Source organism: Treponema denticola (assembly GCF_024181405.1).
Taxonomy (GTDB): Bacteria; Spirochaetota; Spirochaetia; order Treponematales; family Treponemataceae; genus Treponema_B; species Treponema_B denticola_D.
The window spans coordinates 547,706-563,702 of sequence record NZ_CP051302.1; the positions used below are offsets into that span (position 1 = coordinate 547,706).

The following is a 15,997-nucleotide window of genomic DNA, read 5'->3' on the forward strand; positions in this document are numbered from 1 at the left end:
AAATAAAAAAAGGCACTCATTTGAGTGCCTTTAAATTTAGCTAGCGGCAATAGGGTTTGAACCTATGACCTAACGGATATGAGCCGTTTGCTCTGCCAACTGAGCTATACCGCCGTAAGAGCTTTGAGTATATAAAAAATATACATTTATGTCAAGTCCTAATTTAGAAATCTAAGCTTAAAACTTTAAATATCGAAATAATTTTAGGATTTATATCTTTATACAAAAAGATTGCTTCCCTGTCCTCTGTCTTAACTCCTTTAAGGGCTCTTAGTTTTTTCATTAGGTCAGGGTCAGTATTTTTTGTAGCATATATTGCACCGATATCAACCAATCTTTTACTTACTATGAGTTCCCCGCCTGCTGCAAGGTTTTGAAGGCGGCATGCAAGATTGATGCCGTAACCTACATAATCTCGATATTTTAATTGAGATGCTTCTGCCGAAATTTCATATTTGTATACCTTATCTAGGACTAAAGCACCTCCTATTGCCAGATTTCCGTAGGGTTTAAATAGTTCTTCTCTTGTAAATTCTACATATGTAGTAAAAACCGTAACGGCTTCTTTTATTGCAACCCCATCCAACTTATCCCATATAACTAAGGCTCCATCTCCAAGCAGTTTATAATAAGAACAATTATAACCAAACTGATTAAGGCAGGAAAGGAAGTTGGATGTAAAAGATTTAATTAGACCGAAAACAACTGTTTCGTCATTATTACACATAAAATCGCTAAAGCCGCGTACATCTATACAAAGGATAAGAGAATGCGGTCTTGTTTCACCGAGGTATACATTATCAAATATATCTATAGGGCCTTTCTTTAAGGCTTCCAATGTAAGAGAATCAAGTTCAACTGTATCTTTGCTTGATGCATTTATCCCTAACTCTGAAATTATATCATCACTCATAGAAGCATTGTAATATATATTTAAAAAAATAGCAAGGTAATTTTTATGATTTTAAAAGAATATAAATTTTTAAAAGGATATAAAAAAAAGACCATTATGTTTAACATCATAACGGTCTTCATTTTCCTATATACGGTAATCTAAAAGTTTAGTACATACCCGCGCATACGGTAAACTTAAGCTTTTAATACATGCCCGCATAGAGTAGGCTTAAGCCTTTTAGTACATTCCCGCATACGGTTTACTTAAGCTTTTAATACATTCCCATGCCGCCCATATCGGGTGAAGGCATTGCAGGTCCGGCTGCTTTTTCGGGAGCATCGGTAATTGCACATTCTGTTGTCAGCAACAGGCTTGCAATTGAAGCTGCGTTTTGTAAGGCGGAGCGGGTAACCTTGGCAGGGTCGATGATACCTGCTTTTACCATATCTGTCCATTCCATTTTAGCGGCATCGAAGCCTATGCCTTTCTTCTCCTTAGCCTTTTCCGCAATAACGGCTCCGTCCAAACCGGCATTTTCTGCAATTTGGCGGATAGGTTCTTCGAGGGCTCGTTTTACAATCTTAAAGCCTACTTTTTCATCCTCTGTAAGAGAGCTCATATCGGCCTTTTCGAGGGCTGCAATGGCCTGAATCATTGCAAGACCGCCTCCTGCAACGATACCTTCTTCGATAGCGGCTCTTGTTGCCGAAAGAGCATCTTCAACTCTGTGCTTTTTCTCTTTCATTTCAACTTCGGTTACGGCACCGATCTTGATAACGGCAACGCCGCCTGAAAGCTTAGCCAATCTTTCTCTTAGTTTTTCGCTGTCGTACTCCGAATCGGTAGCATCAAGCTGAGCCTTGATCTGGGAAACTCTGTCTTTAATATCCTTGGATTTTCCGGCTCCGTCGATAATCATTGTGTTGTCTTTATCGATTTTTATGCTCTTTGCCTGTCCCAACATTGAAATTTGAGCTGCTTCAAGCTTAAAGCCTAATTCTTCTGAAACGACCTGTCCGCCCGTTAAAACGGCAATGTCTTCAAGCATTTCCTTTCTTCTGTCGCCGAAACCGGGTGCCTTAACTGCACAGGTCTTTAATGCACCTCTGAGGCTGTTTACAACCAATGTTGCAAGGGCTTCTCCTTCAACATCTTCTGCGATGATTAAAAGAGGGCGGCCTGACTGGGCTACCTGCTCCAAGAGGGGAAGAAGATCCTTCATTGTTGAAATTGATTTATCATAGATGAGGATGTAGGGATTTTCAAAAACGGTTTCCATTCTGTCTCTGTCGGTTACAAAGTAAGAAGAAATATATCCTCTGTCGAACTGCATACCTTCTACATAGTCTGTAACGGTTTCCATTGTCTGGGCTTCGCCTACATCGATAACGCCGTCCTTTCCTACCTTGGCGATAGCATCGGCGATGATTTTACCGATTTCCGCATCATTGTTTGCAGAAACGGAGGCAACGTGGGCAACTTCTTCCGAGCCCTTAATTTCTTTCGAATTTTTTTGAATATCTTCAACGGCAATAGCTACAGCCTTGTCGATACCGCGTTTTAATTCAAGCGGAGTCATTCCGGCAGCTACGGCCTTTAAGCCTTCTTTTACCATGGAGTATGCAAGAACGGTAGCTGTTGTGGTTCCGTCACCTGCAACGTCATTTGTTTTTGTTGCAACTTCTTTTAAAAGCTGGGCACCCATATTTTCAAATTTGTTTTCAAGTTCGACTTCGCGTGCTACGGATACGCCGTCCTTTGTAACTGTAGGGGCACCGAAACTTTTATCGATAAGAACGTTTCGTCCCTTGGGTCCGAGTGTAACCTTTACTGCATTTGAAATTTGTTCAACACCGGCAAGCAGGCTTTTTCTAGCCTCTTCATTAAACAATAATTGTTTAGCCATTTTAGCTCTCCTTAAGAATCTATATTAATTTACTAATTATCGTGGGTATAAGATACAAAAAAAACGGCAAAACGGCAAGGGGGTAGGGGAATTGAGAGTGTGTAATCGGTTTAATTCCAATTACACACTCTAATGACAGGGTATTAACAATTACCGGAATTTATTTTCCTTTCTTGAGAAAGGCATCCTTAAAGCCCAGCTGTTTAAAGCGCTCAAGGACAGCTCCTGTTTCTTGCGGTTTTAAGGGGCCTACAAATATGGTATATCTTGTGTTGTTTTTTACAAAGCTTTCTTCCACTACCATAGGATATTTTTTCCCATATTTTTTTAAGACCTCATCACGGTTATATTTATCGTTGTAAACAACAACTTGAACATAGGTTTTGCCTTTTTCCAGTTTGCTTGAAACAGTTGCGGGCTCATTGAGGATAGCTATAGAGCTTTCTTCGGCCTTTTCTTCACTTGTAACACTGTATATATCCGAATCTGCTTCATCGTATAAATCTGTTTCTTCTTCTGCCGGAATATCTTCGACCGGAGTAGGGTTTTCTTCCTTCTTATCATCAACGGGTTTCTCGGTGATGGGTTCGTTTTTGGGACTAATCTCAGCAATAACGTCAACCTTTTTTTCTTCAGCCGGAGTTTCATTAACAGGTTCTACCACGGGATCTACAACTTCAACATCTTCCACTTCCTCTTGAGTTTGTTCGGGTTTTTGCGGTTCCGATACCTCGGTTACAGGAGCCGGGGCCGCTTCCGGTTTTGCGGCAGGTTCATTTATAGGATCTACCGTTATAGGAGGATTTTCATTTGCCGGCTCCATATAGGTTTCGGTTATGGGTTCAACTTCTTCAGGTAGAACTGTTTCCTCTACAATGGGTTCGGCCGGTTCTTCAACTACAGGAGCAAGTATAGCATCTATATCAGGAACTTCTTCTACTACAGGAACATCTTCAACCGTTTCCGAGGGAGTATCTTCGACTGGACTTTTAAGATCATCGTAGAGAATTGTATCTGAGCCTGTATTTTCGGATACGGGTTCGGCTTCTTCTTTTTTAACATTTGCATTCGGTAAATCCGAATGAGATGCTACAAAGAGGGCCGGGTTGTTATCTAAGTCTTGAGATTCAGGGCCGGCGGCCGAAATACTTTTACCGTCATCGCCTTCTTCATTTACCGGACTAGGCGTAAGGACTCTTATTCTGATAACCTTTCCCCGCTGAACTCCGAGCTTTTCTCCCAATTCGGGTGACAGACTGGCAAGAAGACCGGGAATTCCTGACGGCCCTATAACAATGGCCCTTGCCTTAATGTTTTTTTCAAGGTTTGTTATTTCCAAAAGGGTGTGTTTAGGAAACATATCGCTTCTGACAAATAAGCCTTCAGCCGGAAAATCTGTAGAAGACCCGATGCCTCCATTTCCTTCCCAAACCGCCCATATGCATGAAAACGATATAATAAATATAAATGAAAATAAAATTTTTTTGTTCATAATCCCTCTCCTTATCTCCTGCTGATTGCCTCGAATATTTCTTTTGATATTTGATCAGCCATTTTTTCGGCCTTTTTTTGTACGTCTTTTTCTTTTACCTTAGTTATATCTATAGTTTTTTTATATATTTCTTTTTCACTTGCACAATCTAACATACGGACAGTCATTTTTTGCCAATCCGCTTCTTTTAATTGGTTTTTTTTGTTAAATAGGAGTTCGGTGCCATATTGCATATAAAAGATAATCAGGTAATTCGGGCCTTCCTCAAAAAAAGCCTTTATTGATGTAAGCGAAATTTCTCCTTCCGATTTTACTTCGCTGATAGGAATACTGGTAGCAATAAAACCCTCATCAAAAAACTTGTCAAAAAGGTTGTCTTCAAAAATTTCGGTAATATTTCTGCATTTTTCGTGTGCATCTTTATTTTGAAAGCAAGCGAAGGCTGCCGTATCCGCAAAAGCTAACCCGAAAAAAATAAAAAATAATATACAGCTTATGTATTTTTTTAACATAATAGTCCTCGTGATAGATTATCGGCATTCCAAAAAAAAGATTAAGAGAATTTAAAAAAGCCGACGCAGGTGAAAAAATTTGAAATAAGTAATATAATGTAAGGCAGGTTTGTTATGGAAGAATTTACAATACGCTGTCGGATGGTAAAAGATATGAAGTTTAAATATAAAAAACTTTGCCTGCTTTTTTTAAGCTGTATTTTTGCAGGTATGCTGTTTTCTCAACAACAAGGTTTAAGAGTCCGGTTTCAAGACCAAGACTTTATTTTAGGTATTACGATAGATGACTCGTGGTATGAAACCGTTAAGCTTGAAGCTGTGGTAAATGCCCTAAAAAACATGAAAACAAAACCCACAGTTCGTATCGTTATGTCTAAGGATGAACCCGTTTCCATGTATATTCCTATTTTTGAAGAAATCGGCAAGGTTGCTTACATATTGGCTTGTCCCGTGGATTCTTATGACATGAAATATTACAAAACGGTTTATTCGTATAAAAAGCGTTTTAAAACGGCATATGAGGTCCTTGGAAAATACACCGATATGTGGGAGATCGGAAACGAAATTAACGGAGAGGATTGGCTCGGCAAAAATCCTAAACTGATTGCGGATAAGGTAGCGGCAGCCTATGACTTTATCAAATCAAAGGGGGGAATTACGGTTTTAACTGCTTACGCTTTTGCTCCCGGAATGCAAAAAATTGAGATGATTGATTGGCTTAAAACCTATCTTCCTCCCCGCATAAAAAATAATGTAGATTATCTTTTGGTAAGCTATTACGAAGACGATAATGAAGGTTTTCAGCCTGACTGGTGGAAAATTTTTGCAGTGTTGGAAAGTATCTTTCCAAACTCAAAACTGGGGATAGGGGAATGCGGAAGCACTGATGAAAACGCCGACGAAAAAACAAAACTTAGCATGATACGCCATTATTACGGTATGCCTAAATATACAAAGAATTTTATAGGCGGTTATTTTTGGTGGTATTGGGTGCAAGACTGTGTACCGCATGAAAATAATGTTTTATGGGAAGAAATAGATAGTCAAGCTGCAAAAAAAAGGGGCTTTTAAAAGCCCCTTAAAAGTTATAGATTTTCCAATATCTTGTTTAAACTATCCTTTGCATCGCCTAAAAGCATCATGGTGTTGGGATTAGGCTCATACAAGGGGTTGGGAACTCCCGCATATCCGGGCTGGAGGTCATAGTTACAGATAATGAGCTTTTTAGCTTTTTCTGCAGCTAAGACCGGCATTCCGTAGATGGGCGTACCTTCTGCCGTGTTTGCAGCGGGGTTTACAACATCGCTTGCTCCTATGATTATAGCCAAATCCGTCTTATCAAAGTCGGGGTTTATAGCTTCCATTTCATAGAGCTTATCATAGGGAATGTCAACTTCACACAAGAGTACGTTCATGTGGCCGGGCATTCTTCCTGCAACGGGGTGAATGGCAAAACGCACATTTTTTCCCATAGCTTCAAGTTTATCTGCAAGCTGTTTTACCAAGCCTTGAGCTTGTGAAAGAGCCATGCCGTAGCCGGGTATAACGATTATTTCCTTTGCTTCCTTAAACCAAGGGCCTATTTGAGCTTCCGTTCCGGCTTGTTTTTGGCTTGCTTCCGCTCCTGCGCTGGCGGATATTCCGCCTGAAGCGCTTCCTGCGGTGCCTCCCTTCGTTCTAAGAGAGTCGAGCATGATGTTTATGCTTTCCTTTGCATCGCCTAAAAGCATCATGGTGTTGGGATTAGGTTCATACAAGGGGTTGGGAACTCCCGCATATCCGGGCTGGAGGTCGAAGTTACAGATGATGAGCTTTTTAGCTTTTTCTGCAGCCAAGACCGGCATTCCGTAGATGGGTGTACCTTCTGCCGTGTTTGCAGCGGGGTTTACAACATCGCTTGCCCCGATGATTATGGCTAAATCCGTTTTATCAAAGTCCGGGTTTATCGTTTCCATTTCGTAGAGCTTGTCATAGGGAATGTCGACTTCACACAAGAGTACATTCATGTGGCCGGGCATTCTTCCTGCAACGGGGTGAATGGCAAAACGCACATTTTTTCCCATAGATTCAAGTTTATCTGCAAGCTGTTTTACCAAGCCTTGTGCCTGCGAAAGGGCCATGCCGTAGCCGGGGATAACGATTATCTCTTTAGCATCTCTAAACCATGAGGGAAGCTGCGATTTATCGGCATGTCCTGTTGCCGTAAGCTCTTGTTGAGCAGGTTTTGCTTCTCCCGTTTGCTGAGCTTTTGCTCCTGACGCTTCTTTTGATGAAGATGCTGAAGGGCCCGCAGGTTTTGCCGGCTGTGCCGGCTTTGCCGGTTTAGCCGGAGAAGCCGCCTTGCTGAAAAGAATTGAAGCAAGGCTTCTATTCATTGCCCTGCACATAATCTGGGTAAGAAGGAGCCCTGAAGCTCCGACTATGCCTCCGACCGATACCAAGAGAATATCTCCTATCGCCATACCTGCAATTGAGGCCGCAACACCCGATGTTGAGTTTAAAAGAGAAATCGTAATCGGCATATCCGCTCCGCCTACGCGTATAGCAAAGAAGATACCGAAAAGAAGGCTTATTACAAGCCCTGCAACCGAAATGATTATCATTAGTTCCGGCTTAATAGGAAGAAGAACGATGAAGGCTATCATTCCTAAAAAGCTGACAGTGGTCAAAGCCTGATGAGCAGGCAGAACCGTTGGTTTTTGAGGAAGAAGCTTGTGAAGCTTTCCTGCGGCTATTAAGCTGCCTGAAAAGGTTAAAGCTCCTACTGCTAAGGCTATTCCTCCCGTAACGATAGCAAAGATTCCTGCTTGAGTATTAACCGCTGCGAGAGTTAAGAGGGCTGCAACAGCCGAAGCTGCTCCGCCTAAACCGTTAAGTAAGGCAACCGTTTGGGGCATGGTAATCATTTCTACCTTTATTGTGAGGTAAATACCGATTGCCGCTCCTATTGCAAGCCCTGCCCACATCATTCCTGCAGAAAAAATTTGATATTTATACAGGGTTACGCATACGGCTGCAAGCATACAAAGGGCACTTAAACGGTTTCCCTTAACTGCCGATTTAACCTTACTCATCATATTGATTCCTAAAAGAACCCCAATGCTGAGTACTCCGCAAATAATATAATAAACCGTATCCGTCATTTTGTATCCTCTTTAGATTCATTGCCCGTTTTAAACATTTTAAGCATTCTATCCGTAAGACCGAAGCCGGCAACTACGTTTATTGTTGCACAAATGATGCCTATACAGCCGAAAATCTTGCTGCCTGTCGTAACTGCAGCTGCCGTAGCGGTCATTGTAGCCAAAATGGTAATGCCGGATAAGGCATTCATACCCGACATAAGGGGGGTATGTAAAAGGCTTGGTACGTTCTTGATCAGTTTGTAGCCTATAAGGGTCGTTACAACAAAGACAAGAACCAGTATCAATTCCAAACTCATATTCCCATTGCCTCCCTGGCTCCCTTATGAACGATTTCACCGTCAATAGTAGTAAGAATACCTTTGACAATGTCATCGTTTCGGTCAAGCTCGATTTTTCCGTCCTTGATAAGATAGCGGGTGAGGTTGCAAATATTTTGAGCAAACATCCATGTAGAGCTTGAGGGAAGAAGTCCGGGGATGTTTTTAATACCTACAAGGTGAACATTGTGCTTTTTGACAACTTCGCCCGGAGGAGTCAACTCACAGTTTCCGCCTTGGTCGATTGAAATATCAACGATTACCGAGCCGGGTTTCATGGTCTTTACCATTTCTTCGGTGATTATAACCGGAGCGAGTTTTCCCGGAACAAGGGCCGAAAGGAAGATTATGTCCATATCCTTAATATGAGGAGCAAGCAGCTTTCTTTCGTTTTCGAGGGTTTCTTTTTTAAGATGAAGGGCGTAGCCTCCTTCTCCGATGGCTTCATTTTCGGGAACGCCTAAGTCGATAATCTTTGCACCGAGGGACTGAGCCTGTTCACGGGCTGCAGGCCGGATATCGGCTGCATAGGTTACTGCTCCAAGTCTTTTGGCAGTTGCGAGAGCCTGTAATCCTCCTACACCTGTTCCGACTACTAAAACATTCATAGGTTTAATCATACCGACAGCACAGAAAATTTGAGGAATAAATCGCGGCAAGAGATTTGCAGCAATTAATATTCCTTTATAACCTGCACAGGTACTCATCGAAGTAAGAGCATCCATGTTTTGTGCTCTTGAAATTCGAGGAACTCCGTCGAGGGTTAAAGAAATAACGCCTTTTTTTGCCATATTTTTAACCATTTCGTGGTTAACCGGAGCTGCAGGGTGAATAAAAGTGATAAGATACTGTCCTTTGTGCATCATATCGATTTCGTGGCAGCCCATTGCATCATTGTAAAGGGGTTCTTTTACCTTTAAAATTATTTCCGAATCGGAAAAAAGTTTTTTAACATCGGAAACTATTTCCGCTCCGGCCTTTTCATATTCCGGATCATGGAAATAGGCGCCTTCTCCGGCCCCTTTTTCCACTAAAACCTTGTGTCCGTCCTTAACCAAAAGCTCACATGTTTCCGGGGTAGCGGCAACACGGTCTTCTCCATGCATGATTTCCTTAGGAATACCAATAATCATAAAATCCTCCTATAAAGCACAGCTTTTATATAGCCATACTGAACTCTTAATTTCAATCGATTATATCATAGTAATATATTGCCGTCAAGGTTCGGTTTTAGTGTTGTAGTTTCCGGAAATTTGTTTAAATCTAATTTATTTTAAGCTCTTATATATTTTTTTTAATTGTGATAAAATGACGTTCATAGGAGAAAAAAATGAAAATATGTAGAAAGATTATTCTTTTGGTTTTAACCATCTCTGTTTTGTTTGTTTTTTCATGTAAAACAAATGAGAAAAAAAACAGTGCAGCACAAGCAAATGGCGATTTAAGTAAATATGAGCTGGTAGCAGATGCCGCATCAAAACAGTGTCCTGTAATGCTTGATGAAATAACAAGGCTTGATTCCGTTCAATACAAAGTGAAAGAAAATGCTCTAATTTATAATTACAGCATAATAAACGTAAAAAAATCCGATCTTCCCGCTAATACTGCTGATCTTGCAGCCGGAATGATGAGGGATACTATGTTATCCGGCTTAAAAGGTCAGGCTGCGCTGGACATGTTTAGAAAAGACAAGGTAAAGATTGTTTATGTTTTTAAAGATATGGAAGGTAAAGATCTTTTTGTATTTGATTTTAAGCATACGGAATATTAGTTAAAAAACAATTAACTTAAAATTTAGGAAACTTAGATAGGAAATTAAGATGAAAATAATCAAAAAATTAAGTTTTTTAACGGCAATAATGATCTGTTTTGTATTTTGTTTTGCTTGTTCTAAAGATAGCGATAAAGGCGGATATAAAACTAACTACAAAATTATAGCCGATGCTTTAAACAAACAGTGTCCGACAAAGATAGATGAGAATATTCAGCTTGATGCAGTTGAATATATTGAAAGCTCGCATACCCTTCAATATGTTTATTCTTTTACCGAAATGGTTAAGGAAAATAATACGCCTGAGGTGTGGAATATAATTGAGGCTGCTACCAGAGAAGCTCTTATCACTGAATTTAAGTCCCAGACTAATATTGAACAATTTAGAAAGGATAAGCTTAATATGAGTTTTGTTTACAAGGATAAAGATAAAGAGCATCTTTTTACTATTGTGCTCAATAGCGGAGAGTACTAAAAATAGAGTTAAGCCCTTTTTATATGGTAATCTTAATAGTAATCTTAAAAAAAATCTAAAAAAGTATTTTTTTAGCAAGAATCTTACCAAAAGTACTTGACAAAAGTTTGAGAAAGGGGTATATTCGCTCTCACCGTCAGCTAAGACGGTGAGCTTAGAAAAGCAAAGAAAATACTGGAAAAGTTTTGAAAGTCTTGCAGTTTTAATGAAGGCAAGGCTTCTTAAGTTTGGCAGTTTAAAAGCTGCAAAAAGGTTAAAAAAATAAAAAAAACTTTTAAAAAGTACTTGACAAAAAGTGAGAAAATACTGTATACTCCTTTTTGCTCGCTACATAACTTTTACGAGTTTTTAGCGGATGATATTTGAAATTAAGAGGGAAGGGAAAGAACAAAAATAGCCAAAGCGTAAAGCTTTTGGTAAGGAAAGTATCAAAAACCGGTAAGGGTTAGCTGATTGGCCTTTACCAAATTCCTTAACAATAATAAGTAAGGGACAAACTGAAATTAGAAATCAACCGCTCTTTAAGGGCGGCTTGAAATAATAATGATGGAGAGTTTGATCCTGGCTCAGAACGAACGCTGGCGGCGCGTCTTAAGCATGCAAGTCGAACGGTAAGGGAGAGCTTGCTCTCCCCTAGAGTGGCGGACTGGTGAGTAACGCGTGGGTGACCTGCCCTGAAGATGGGGATAGCTAGTAGAAATATTAGATAATACCGAATGTGCTCATTTACATAAAGGTAAATGAGGAAAGGAGCTACGGCTCCGCTTCAGGATGGGCCCGCGTCCCATTAGCTGGTTGGTGAGGTAAAGGCCCACCAAGGCAACGATGGGTATCCGGCCTGAGAGGGTGAACGGACACATTGGGACTGAGATACGGCCCAAACTCCTACGGGAGGCAGCAGCTAAGAATCTTCCGCAATGGACGAAAGTCTGACGGAGCGACGCCGTGTGAATGAAGAAGGCCGAAAGGTTGTAAAATTCTTTTGCAGATGAAGAATAAGAAGAAGAGGGAATGCTTCTTTGATGACGGTAGTCATGCGAATAAGCCCCGGCTAATTACGTGCCAGCAGCCGCGGTAACACGTAAGGGGCGAGCGTTGTTCGGAATTATTGGGCGTAAAGGGTATGTAGGCGGTTAGGTAAGCCTGGTGTGAAATCTACGAGCTCAACTCGTAAACTGCATTGGGTACTGCTTGACTTGAATCACGGAGGGGAAACCGGAATTCCAAGTGTAGGGGTGGAATCTGTAGATATTTGGAAGAACACCGGTGGCGAAGGCGGGTTTCTGGCCGATGATTGACGCTGATATACGAAGGTGCGGGGAGCAAACAGGATTAGATACCCTGGTAGTCCGCACAGTAAACGATGTACACTAGGTGTCGGGGCAAGAGCTTCGGTGCCGACGCAAACGCATTAAGTGTACCGCCTGGGAAGTATGCCCGCAAGGGTGAAACTCAAAGGAATTGACGGGGGCCCACACAAGCGGTGGAGCATGTGGTTTAATTCGATGATACGCGAGAAACCTTACCTGGGTTTGACATCAAGAGCAATGACATAGAGATATGGCAGCGTAGCAATACGGCTCTTGACAGGTGCTGCATGGCTGTCGTCAGCTCGTGCCGTGAGGTGTTGGGTTAAGTCCCGCAACGAGCGCAACCCCTACTGCCAGTTACTAACAGGTAAAGCTGAGGACTCTGGCGGAACTGCCGATGACAAATCGGAGGAAGGTGGGGATGACGTCAAGTCATCATGGCCCTTACGTCCAGGGCTACACACGTGCTACAATGGTTGCTACAAATCGAAGCGACACCGCGAGGTCAAGCAAAACGCAAAAAAGCAATCGTAGTCCGGATTGAAGTCTGAAACTCGACTTCATGAAGTTGGAATCGCTAGTAATCGCACATCAGCACGGTGCGGTGAATACGTTCCTGGGCCTTGTACACACCGCCCGTCACACCATCCGAGTCGAGGGTACCCGAAGTCGCTAGTCTAACCCGTAAGGGAGGACGGTGCCGAAGGTACGTTTGGTAAGGAGGGTGAAGTCGTAACAAGGTAGCCGTACCGGAAGGTGCGGCTGGATCACCTCCTTTCTAAGAGAAAGGGTAATTTGAAGGTTGTTTTAACCTTCTAAAAAATATACAATGTGTATTAGTCTTGAAGTACACAAGACAAATCGATACTTCCTTCTGTTCTTTCCTGAAACTCTTTTTTTATAGGGCCTGTAGCTCAGTCGGTTAGAGCACTTCTCTGATAAGGAAGGGGTCATTAGTTCAACTCTAATCAGGCCCATACCGATTGAAAAATCGGCTCAATAACTTGGCTTTTTTAAAAAGCTGAGCGAACAGATATTTGACATAACTAGGGAAGGGAATGAAGACGCTGGAATGTTTGAAACATAACAGTGTAAAAGAAAACTAAAAAAATACAAAACTTCTTTTTTAAGCGAAAAGTGTAAAGAAAGAAGGGACAATAATATGGTCAAGCGAAGAATAGGTTTATGGCGAATGCCTATGGAGCTAAGAGGCGAAGAAGGCCGTGGTAAGCTGCGAAAAGTTCCGTGTAGGAGCACACATCCTGTGATACGGAAATAGCCGAATGGGGTAACCCGTTAGTAGTGATACTGACATTACGCTCTTGAATAAAATAGAGAGGTAAAGCGATACTGAGTGAACTGAACCATCTAAGTAACTCAAGGAAAAGAAATCAAGTGAGATTCCGAAAGTAGCGGCGAGCGAAATTGGAGGAGCCTAAACCCTTTAAAGGGAGTTGAAGGGCTGCATCGGCGTAGGACCGACAAGTTACAAATTCGATTTATAGCAGAAAGGTTTTGGGAAAGCCTGGCGCAGAGGGTGAAACCCCCGTAAGCGAAATAAATCGGACTTGTTGATGCAGTACCTGAGTACGGCGGGGCACGAGAAACCCTGTCGGAAGCCGGGTCGACCACGATCCAAGGCTAAATACTACTTAGCTACCGATAGTGAACAAGTACCGTGAGGGAAAGGTGAAAAGAACCCCAGTAAGGGGAGTGAAATAGAACCTGAAACCGTAAACCAACAAGATGTTACAGCCCTTTTAAGGGTGGTAGCGTGCCTTTTGTAGAATGAGCCTGCGAGTTACGATATGCAGCGAGGTTAAGGAATAGAAGTTCCGGAGCCTAAGGGAAACCGAGTCTGAATAGGGCGAATAGTTGCATGTCGTAGACCCGAAGCCGGAGTGATCTAGTCATGAGCAGGTTGAAGCAAGGGTAAAACCTTGTGGAGGACCGAACTATAATCTGTTAAAAAAGGTATGGATGACTTGTGACTAGGAGTGAAAGGCTAATCAAACCCGGAAATAGCTGGTTCTCCCCGAAATGCCTTTAGGGACAGCCTCATACAAAATTATCGGAGGTAAAGCACTAGTTGGACTAGGGGGCGTCAAAGCCTACCAAACCCAGTTAAACTCTGAATGCCGATAATCAACGTATGGGAGTGAGACTGCGTGCGCTAAGGTTCGTAGTCAAAAGGGAAACAGCCCAGACCGTCAGCTAAGGTCCCCAAATACTGCTTGAGTGTGAAATGAAGTGTGGATACAAAGACAGCCAGGAGGTTGGCTTAGAAGCAGCAATTCCTTTAAAGAGTGCGTAACAGCTCACTGGTCGAGTGTCCATGCGCAGATAATGTAACGGGGCTAAGCAGTATACCGAAGCTACGGGTCTTATGCATTTTTGAGCATAAGGCGGTAGGGGAGCATTCCATTAACTGATGAAGGAATACCCGCGAGGGATTCTGGAGGAGATGGAAGAGAGAATGCAGGTATAAGTAACGAAAAGGGAGGTGAGATCCCTCCCCGCCGAAAATCTAAGGTTTCCTGGGTAAAGGTAATCTCCCCAGGGTAAGTCGGCCCCTAAGGCGAGGACGAAGGTCGTAGTCGATGGGAAATCGGTTCATATTCCGATACCTTTTATAATTTCGATGGCAGGACGCATGAGGTGAAACCCGGCCGGCTAACGGATGCCGGTCAAAGTAAGCGAGCCGTTATAAAGGATGATAGGTAAATCCGTCGTCCAAGGTAAGCTGCGACAGCGAGTGAAACTACGGTGGAACGAAGCGGGCGTAATCAAGGTGCCGGGAAATACTGTCTAAGGTTAGGTTATAAAAGACCGTACCGTAAACCGACACAGGTAGATGGGATGAGAAATCTAAGGCGCTCGAGAGAACTCGCGTTAAGGAATTCGGCAAAATGCACACGTAACTTCGGAAAAAGTGTGACCTCCTTTTTTTTAAAGATGAGGGGGTGGCAGAAAGCAGGCCCAGGCGACTGTTTATCAAAAACACAGCCATCTGCGAACCAGCAATGGGACGTATAGGTGGTGACACCTGCCCGGTGCCGGAAGGTTAAGAGGAGAGGTTAACAGCAATGTGAAGCTTTGAATTGAAGCCCCGGTAAACGGCGGCCGTAACTATAACGGTCCTAAGGTAGCGAAATTCCTTGTCGGGTAAGTTCCGACCCGCACGAATGGTGTAACGATTCTGGGCACTGTCTCAACGCGAGACTCGGTGAAATTTATATACCGGTAAAGAAGCCGGTTACCCATAGTTAGACGGAAAGACCCCGTGAACCTTCACCGCAACTTATTATTGGGACTTGGTTTATCATGTGTAGAATAGGTGGGAGGCTATGAAGCTTGACCGTTAGGTTGGGTGGAGCCGAAAAGTGAAATACCACCCTTGATAAATCAGGTTTCTAACCGCTGTCCGTGAAACCGGAAGCGGGACAGTGATAGGCAGGCGGTTTGACTGGGGCGGTCGCCTCCTAAAGAGTAACGGAGGTGCGCGAAGGTCTCCTCACGCCGGTTGGAAATCGGCGCAGCGAGTGTAAAGGCACAAGGAGGCTTAACTGCGAGAGTGACAGCTCAAGCAGATACGAAAGTAGGTCTTAATGATCTGGCGGTAGCGAGTGGAAGCGCCGTCACTTAACGGATAAAAGGTACTCCGGGGATAACAGGCTGATATTCCCCAAGAGTTCACATCGACGGGAATGTTTGGCACCTCGATGTCGGCTCATCGCATCCTGGGGCTGAAGCAGGTCCCAAGGGTTTGGCTGTTCGCCAATTAAAGCGGTACGTGAGCTGGGTTCAGAACGTCGCGAGACAGTTCGGTCCCTATCTGCTATGGGCGTTGGATACGTGAGAGGAGCTGTTTTTAGTACGAGAGGACCGAAATGGACGAACCTCTGGTGTACCGGTTATCCTGCCAAGGGTAATTGCCGGGTAGCTAAGTTCGGAAGGGATAACCGCTGAAGGCATCTAAGTGGGAAGCCCGCCTCAAGACTACGTATCCCTGAGGGTTTAACCCTCCTAAAGACTCCTTGCACACTACAAGGTTGATAGGTTGGAGGTCTAAGCACAGTAATGTGTTCAGCCGACCAATACTAATAAGTCGTGAGGCTTGACCATATTATTGTTTCTTTTTTCTGGTAAATAAAAAAATTAACTTTTTTTCTT

At 42.9% G+C, this 15,997-nt stretch carries 10 protein-coding genes, 2 tRNA genes and 2 rRNA genes; 6 read left to right on the top strand and 8 right to left on the bottom strand.

Annotation, left to right across the window (positions count from 1 at the left end; all coding sequences use genetic code 11):
- Nucleotides 1-41: 41 nt before the first annotated feature.
- From HGJ18_RS02515 to HGJ18_RS02535, 5 genes are all read right to left on the bottom strand, one after another.
- Nucleotides 42-114: transfer RNA gene (locus HGJ18_RS02515), tRNA-Met, on the bottom strand.
- 49 nt (nt 115-163) lie between these two features.
- Complete coding sequence (locus HGJ18_RS02520) at nt 164-913, bottom strand: hypothetical protein (RefSeq protein ID WP_253697526.1); 750 nt, start codon at nt 911-913, stop codon at nt 164-166.
- 253 nt (nt 914-1,166) lie between these two features.
- Nucleotides 1,167-2,801 (bottom strand): chaperonin GroEL, encoded by a 1,635-nt coding sequence (gene groL / locus HGJ18_RS02525; RefSeq protein WP_253697527.1) that lies wholly within the window; start codon nt 2,799-2,801, stop codon nt 1,167-1,169.
- A 160-nt stretch (nt 2,802-2,961) separates the two neighbouring features.
- Entirely contained in the window at nt 2,962-4,293 is a 1,332-nt protein-coding gene (locus HGJ18_RS02530) for an SPOR domain-containing protein (RefSeq protein WP_253697528.1), read from the bottom strand.
- An 11-nt stretch (nt 4,294-4,304) separates the two neighbouring features.
- Nucleotides 4,305-4,805 (bottom strand): hypothetical protein, encoded by a 501-nt coding sequence (locus HGJ18_RS02535; protein ID WP_253697529.1) that lies wholly within the window; start codon nt 4,803-4,805, stop codon nt 4,305-4,307.
- Between the two features lie 114 nt (nt 4,806-4,919).
- On the opposite strand from HGJ18_RS02535, the gene HGJ18_RS02540 reads away from it, so the two are divergent.
- Nucleotides 4,920-5,876, top strand: a complete 957-nt coding sequence (locus HGJ18_RS02540) for a hypothetical protein (protein ID WP_253697530.1) — start codon at nt 4,920-4,922, stop codon at nt 5,874-5,876.
- Nucleotides 5,877-5,890: 14 nt separating this feature from the next.
- On the opposite strand, the gene HGJ18_RS02545 is transcribed toward HGJ18_RS02540, so the two are convergent.
- From HGJ18_RS02545 to HGJ18_RS02555, 3 genes are read right to left on the bottom strand one after another with little or no spacing between them, the layout of a single operon-like run.
- Nucleotides 5,891-7,948 carry an NAD(P)(+) transhydrogenase (Re/Si-specific) subunit beta gene (locus tag HGJ18_RS02545; RefSeq protein WP_253697531.1) on the bottom strand — a complete coding sequence of 686 codons (2,058 nt, stop codon included), beginning with the start codon at nt 7,946-7,948 and terminating at the stop codon, nt 5,891-5,893.
- Entirely contained in the window at nt 7,945-8,247 is a 303-nt protein-coding gene (locus HGJ18_RS02550; RefSeq protein WP_253680245.1) for an NAD(P) transhydrogenase subunit alpha part 2, read from the bottom strand. The genes HGJ18_RS02545 and HGJ18_RS02550 overlap by 4 nt, the downstream gene beginning before the upstream one ends.
- The gene (locus tag HGJ18_RS02555; protein WP_002670740.1) at nt 8,244-9,401 is read right to left on the bottom strand and encodes an NAD(P) transhydrogenase subunit alpha; all 1,158 of its coding nucleotides are present in this window, start codon (nt 9,399-9,401) and stop codon (nt 8,244-8,246) included. Before HGJ18_RS02555 ends, HGJ18_RS02550 begins: the two co-directional genes overlap by 4 nt.
- Nucleotides 9,402-9,598: 197 nt before the next feature.
- On the opposite strand from HGJ18_RS02555, the gene HGJ18_RS02560 reads away from it, so the two are divergent.
- The 5 genes from HGJ18_RS02560 to HGJ18_RS02580 all read left to right on the top strand — a co-directional run bounded on the left by HGJ18_RS02560 (nt 9,599) and on the right by HGJ18_RS02580 (nt 15,949).
- Nucleotides 9,599-10,039 carry a DUF8479 domain-containing protein gene (locus HGJ18_RS02560; protein ID WP_253697532.1) on the top strand — a complete coding sequence of 147 codons (441 nt, stop codon included), beginning with the start codon at nt 9,599-9,601 and terminating at the stop codon, nt 10,037-10,039.
- Between the two features lie 49 nt (nt 10,040-10,088).
- A complete protein-coding gene (locus tag HGJ18_RS02565; protein WP_253697533.1) occupies nt 10,089-10,514 on the top strand; it encodes a DUF8479 domain-containing protein in 426 nt (141 codons plus the stop codon).
- Between the two features lie 543 nt (nt 10,515-11,057).
- A 16S ribosomal RNA gene (locus HGJ18_RS02570) occupies nt 11,058-12,602 on the top strand.
- A 125-nt stretch (nt 12,603-12,727) separates the two neighbouring features.
- Nucleotides 12,728-12,801 (top strand) — tRNA-Ile (locus tag HGJ18_RS02575).
- 187 nt (nt 12,802-12,988) lie between these two features.
- Nucleotides 12,989-15,949 (top strand): 23S ribosomal RNA (locus HGJ18_RS02580).
- Together the 16S and 23S rRNA genes with 1 tRNA gene alongside form the textbook arrangement of a ribosomal RNA operon.
- The last annotated feature ends 48 nt before the right edge of the window (nt 15,950-15,997 follow it).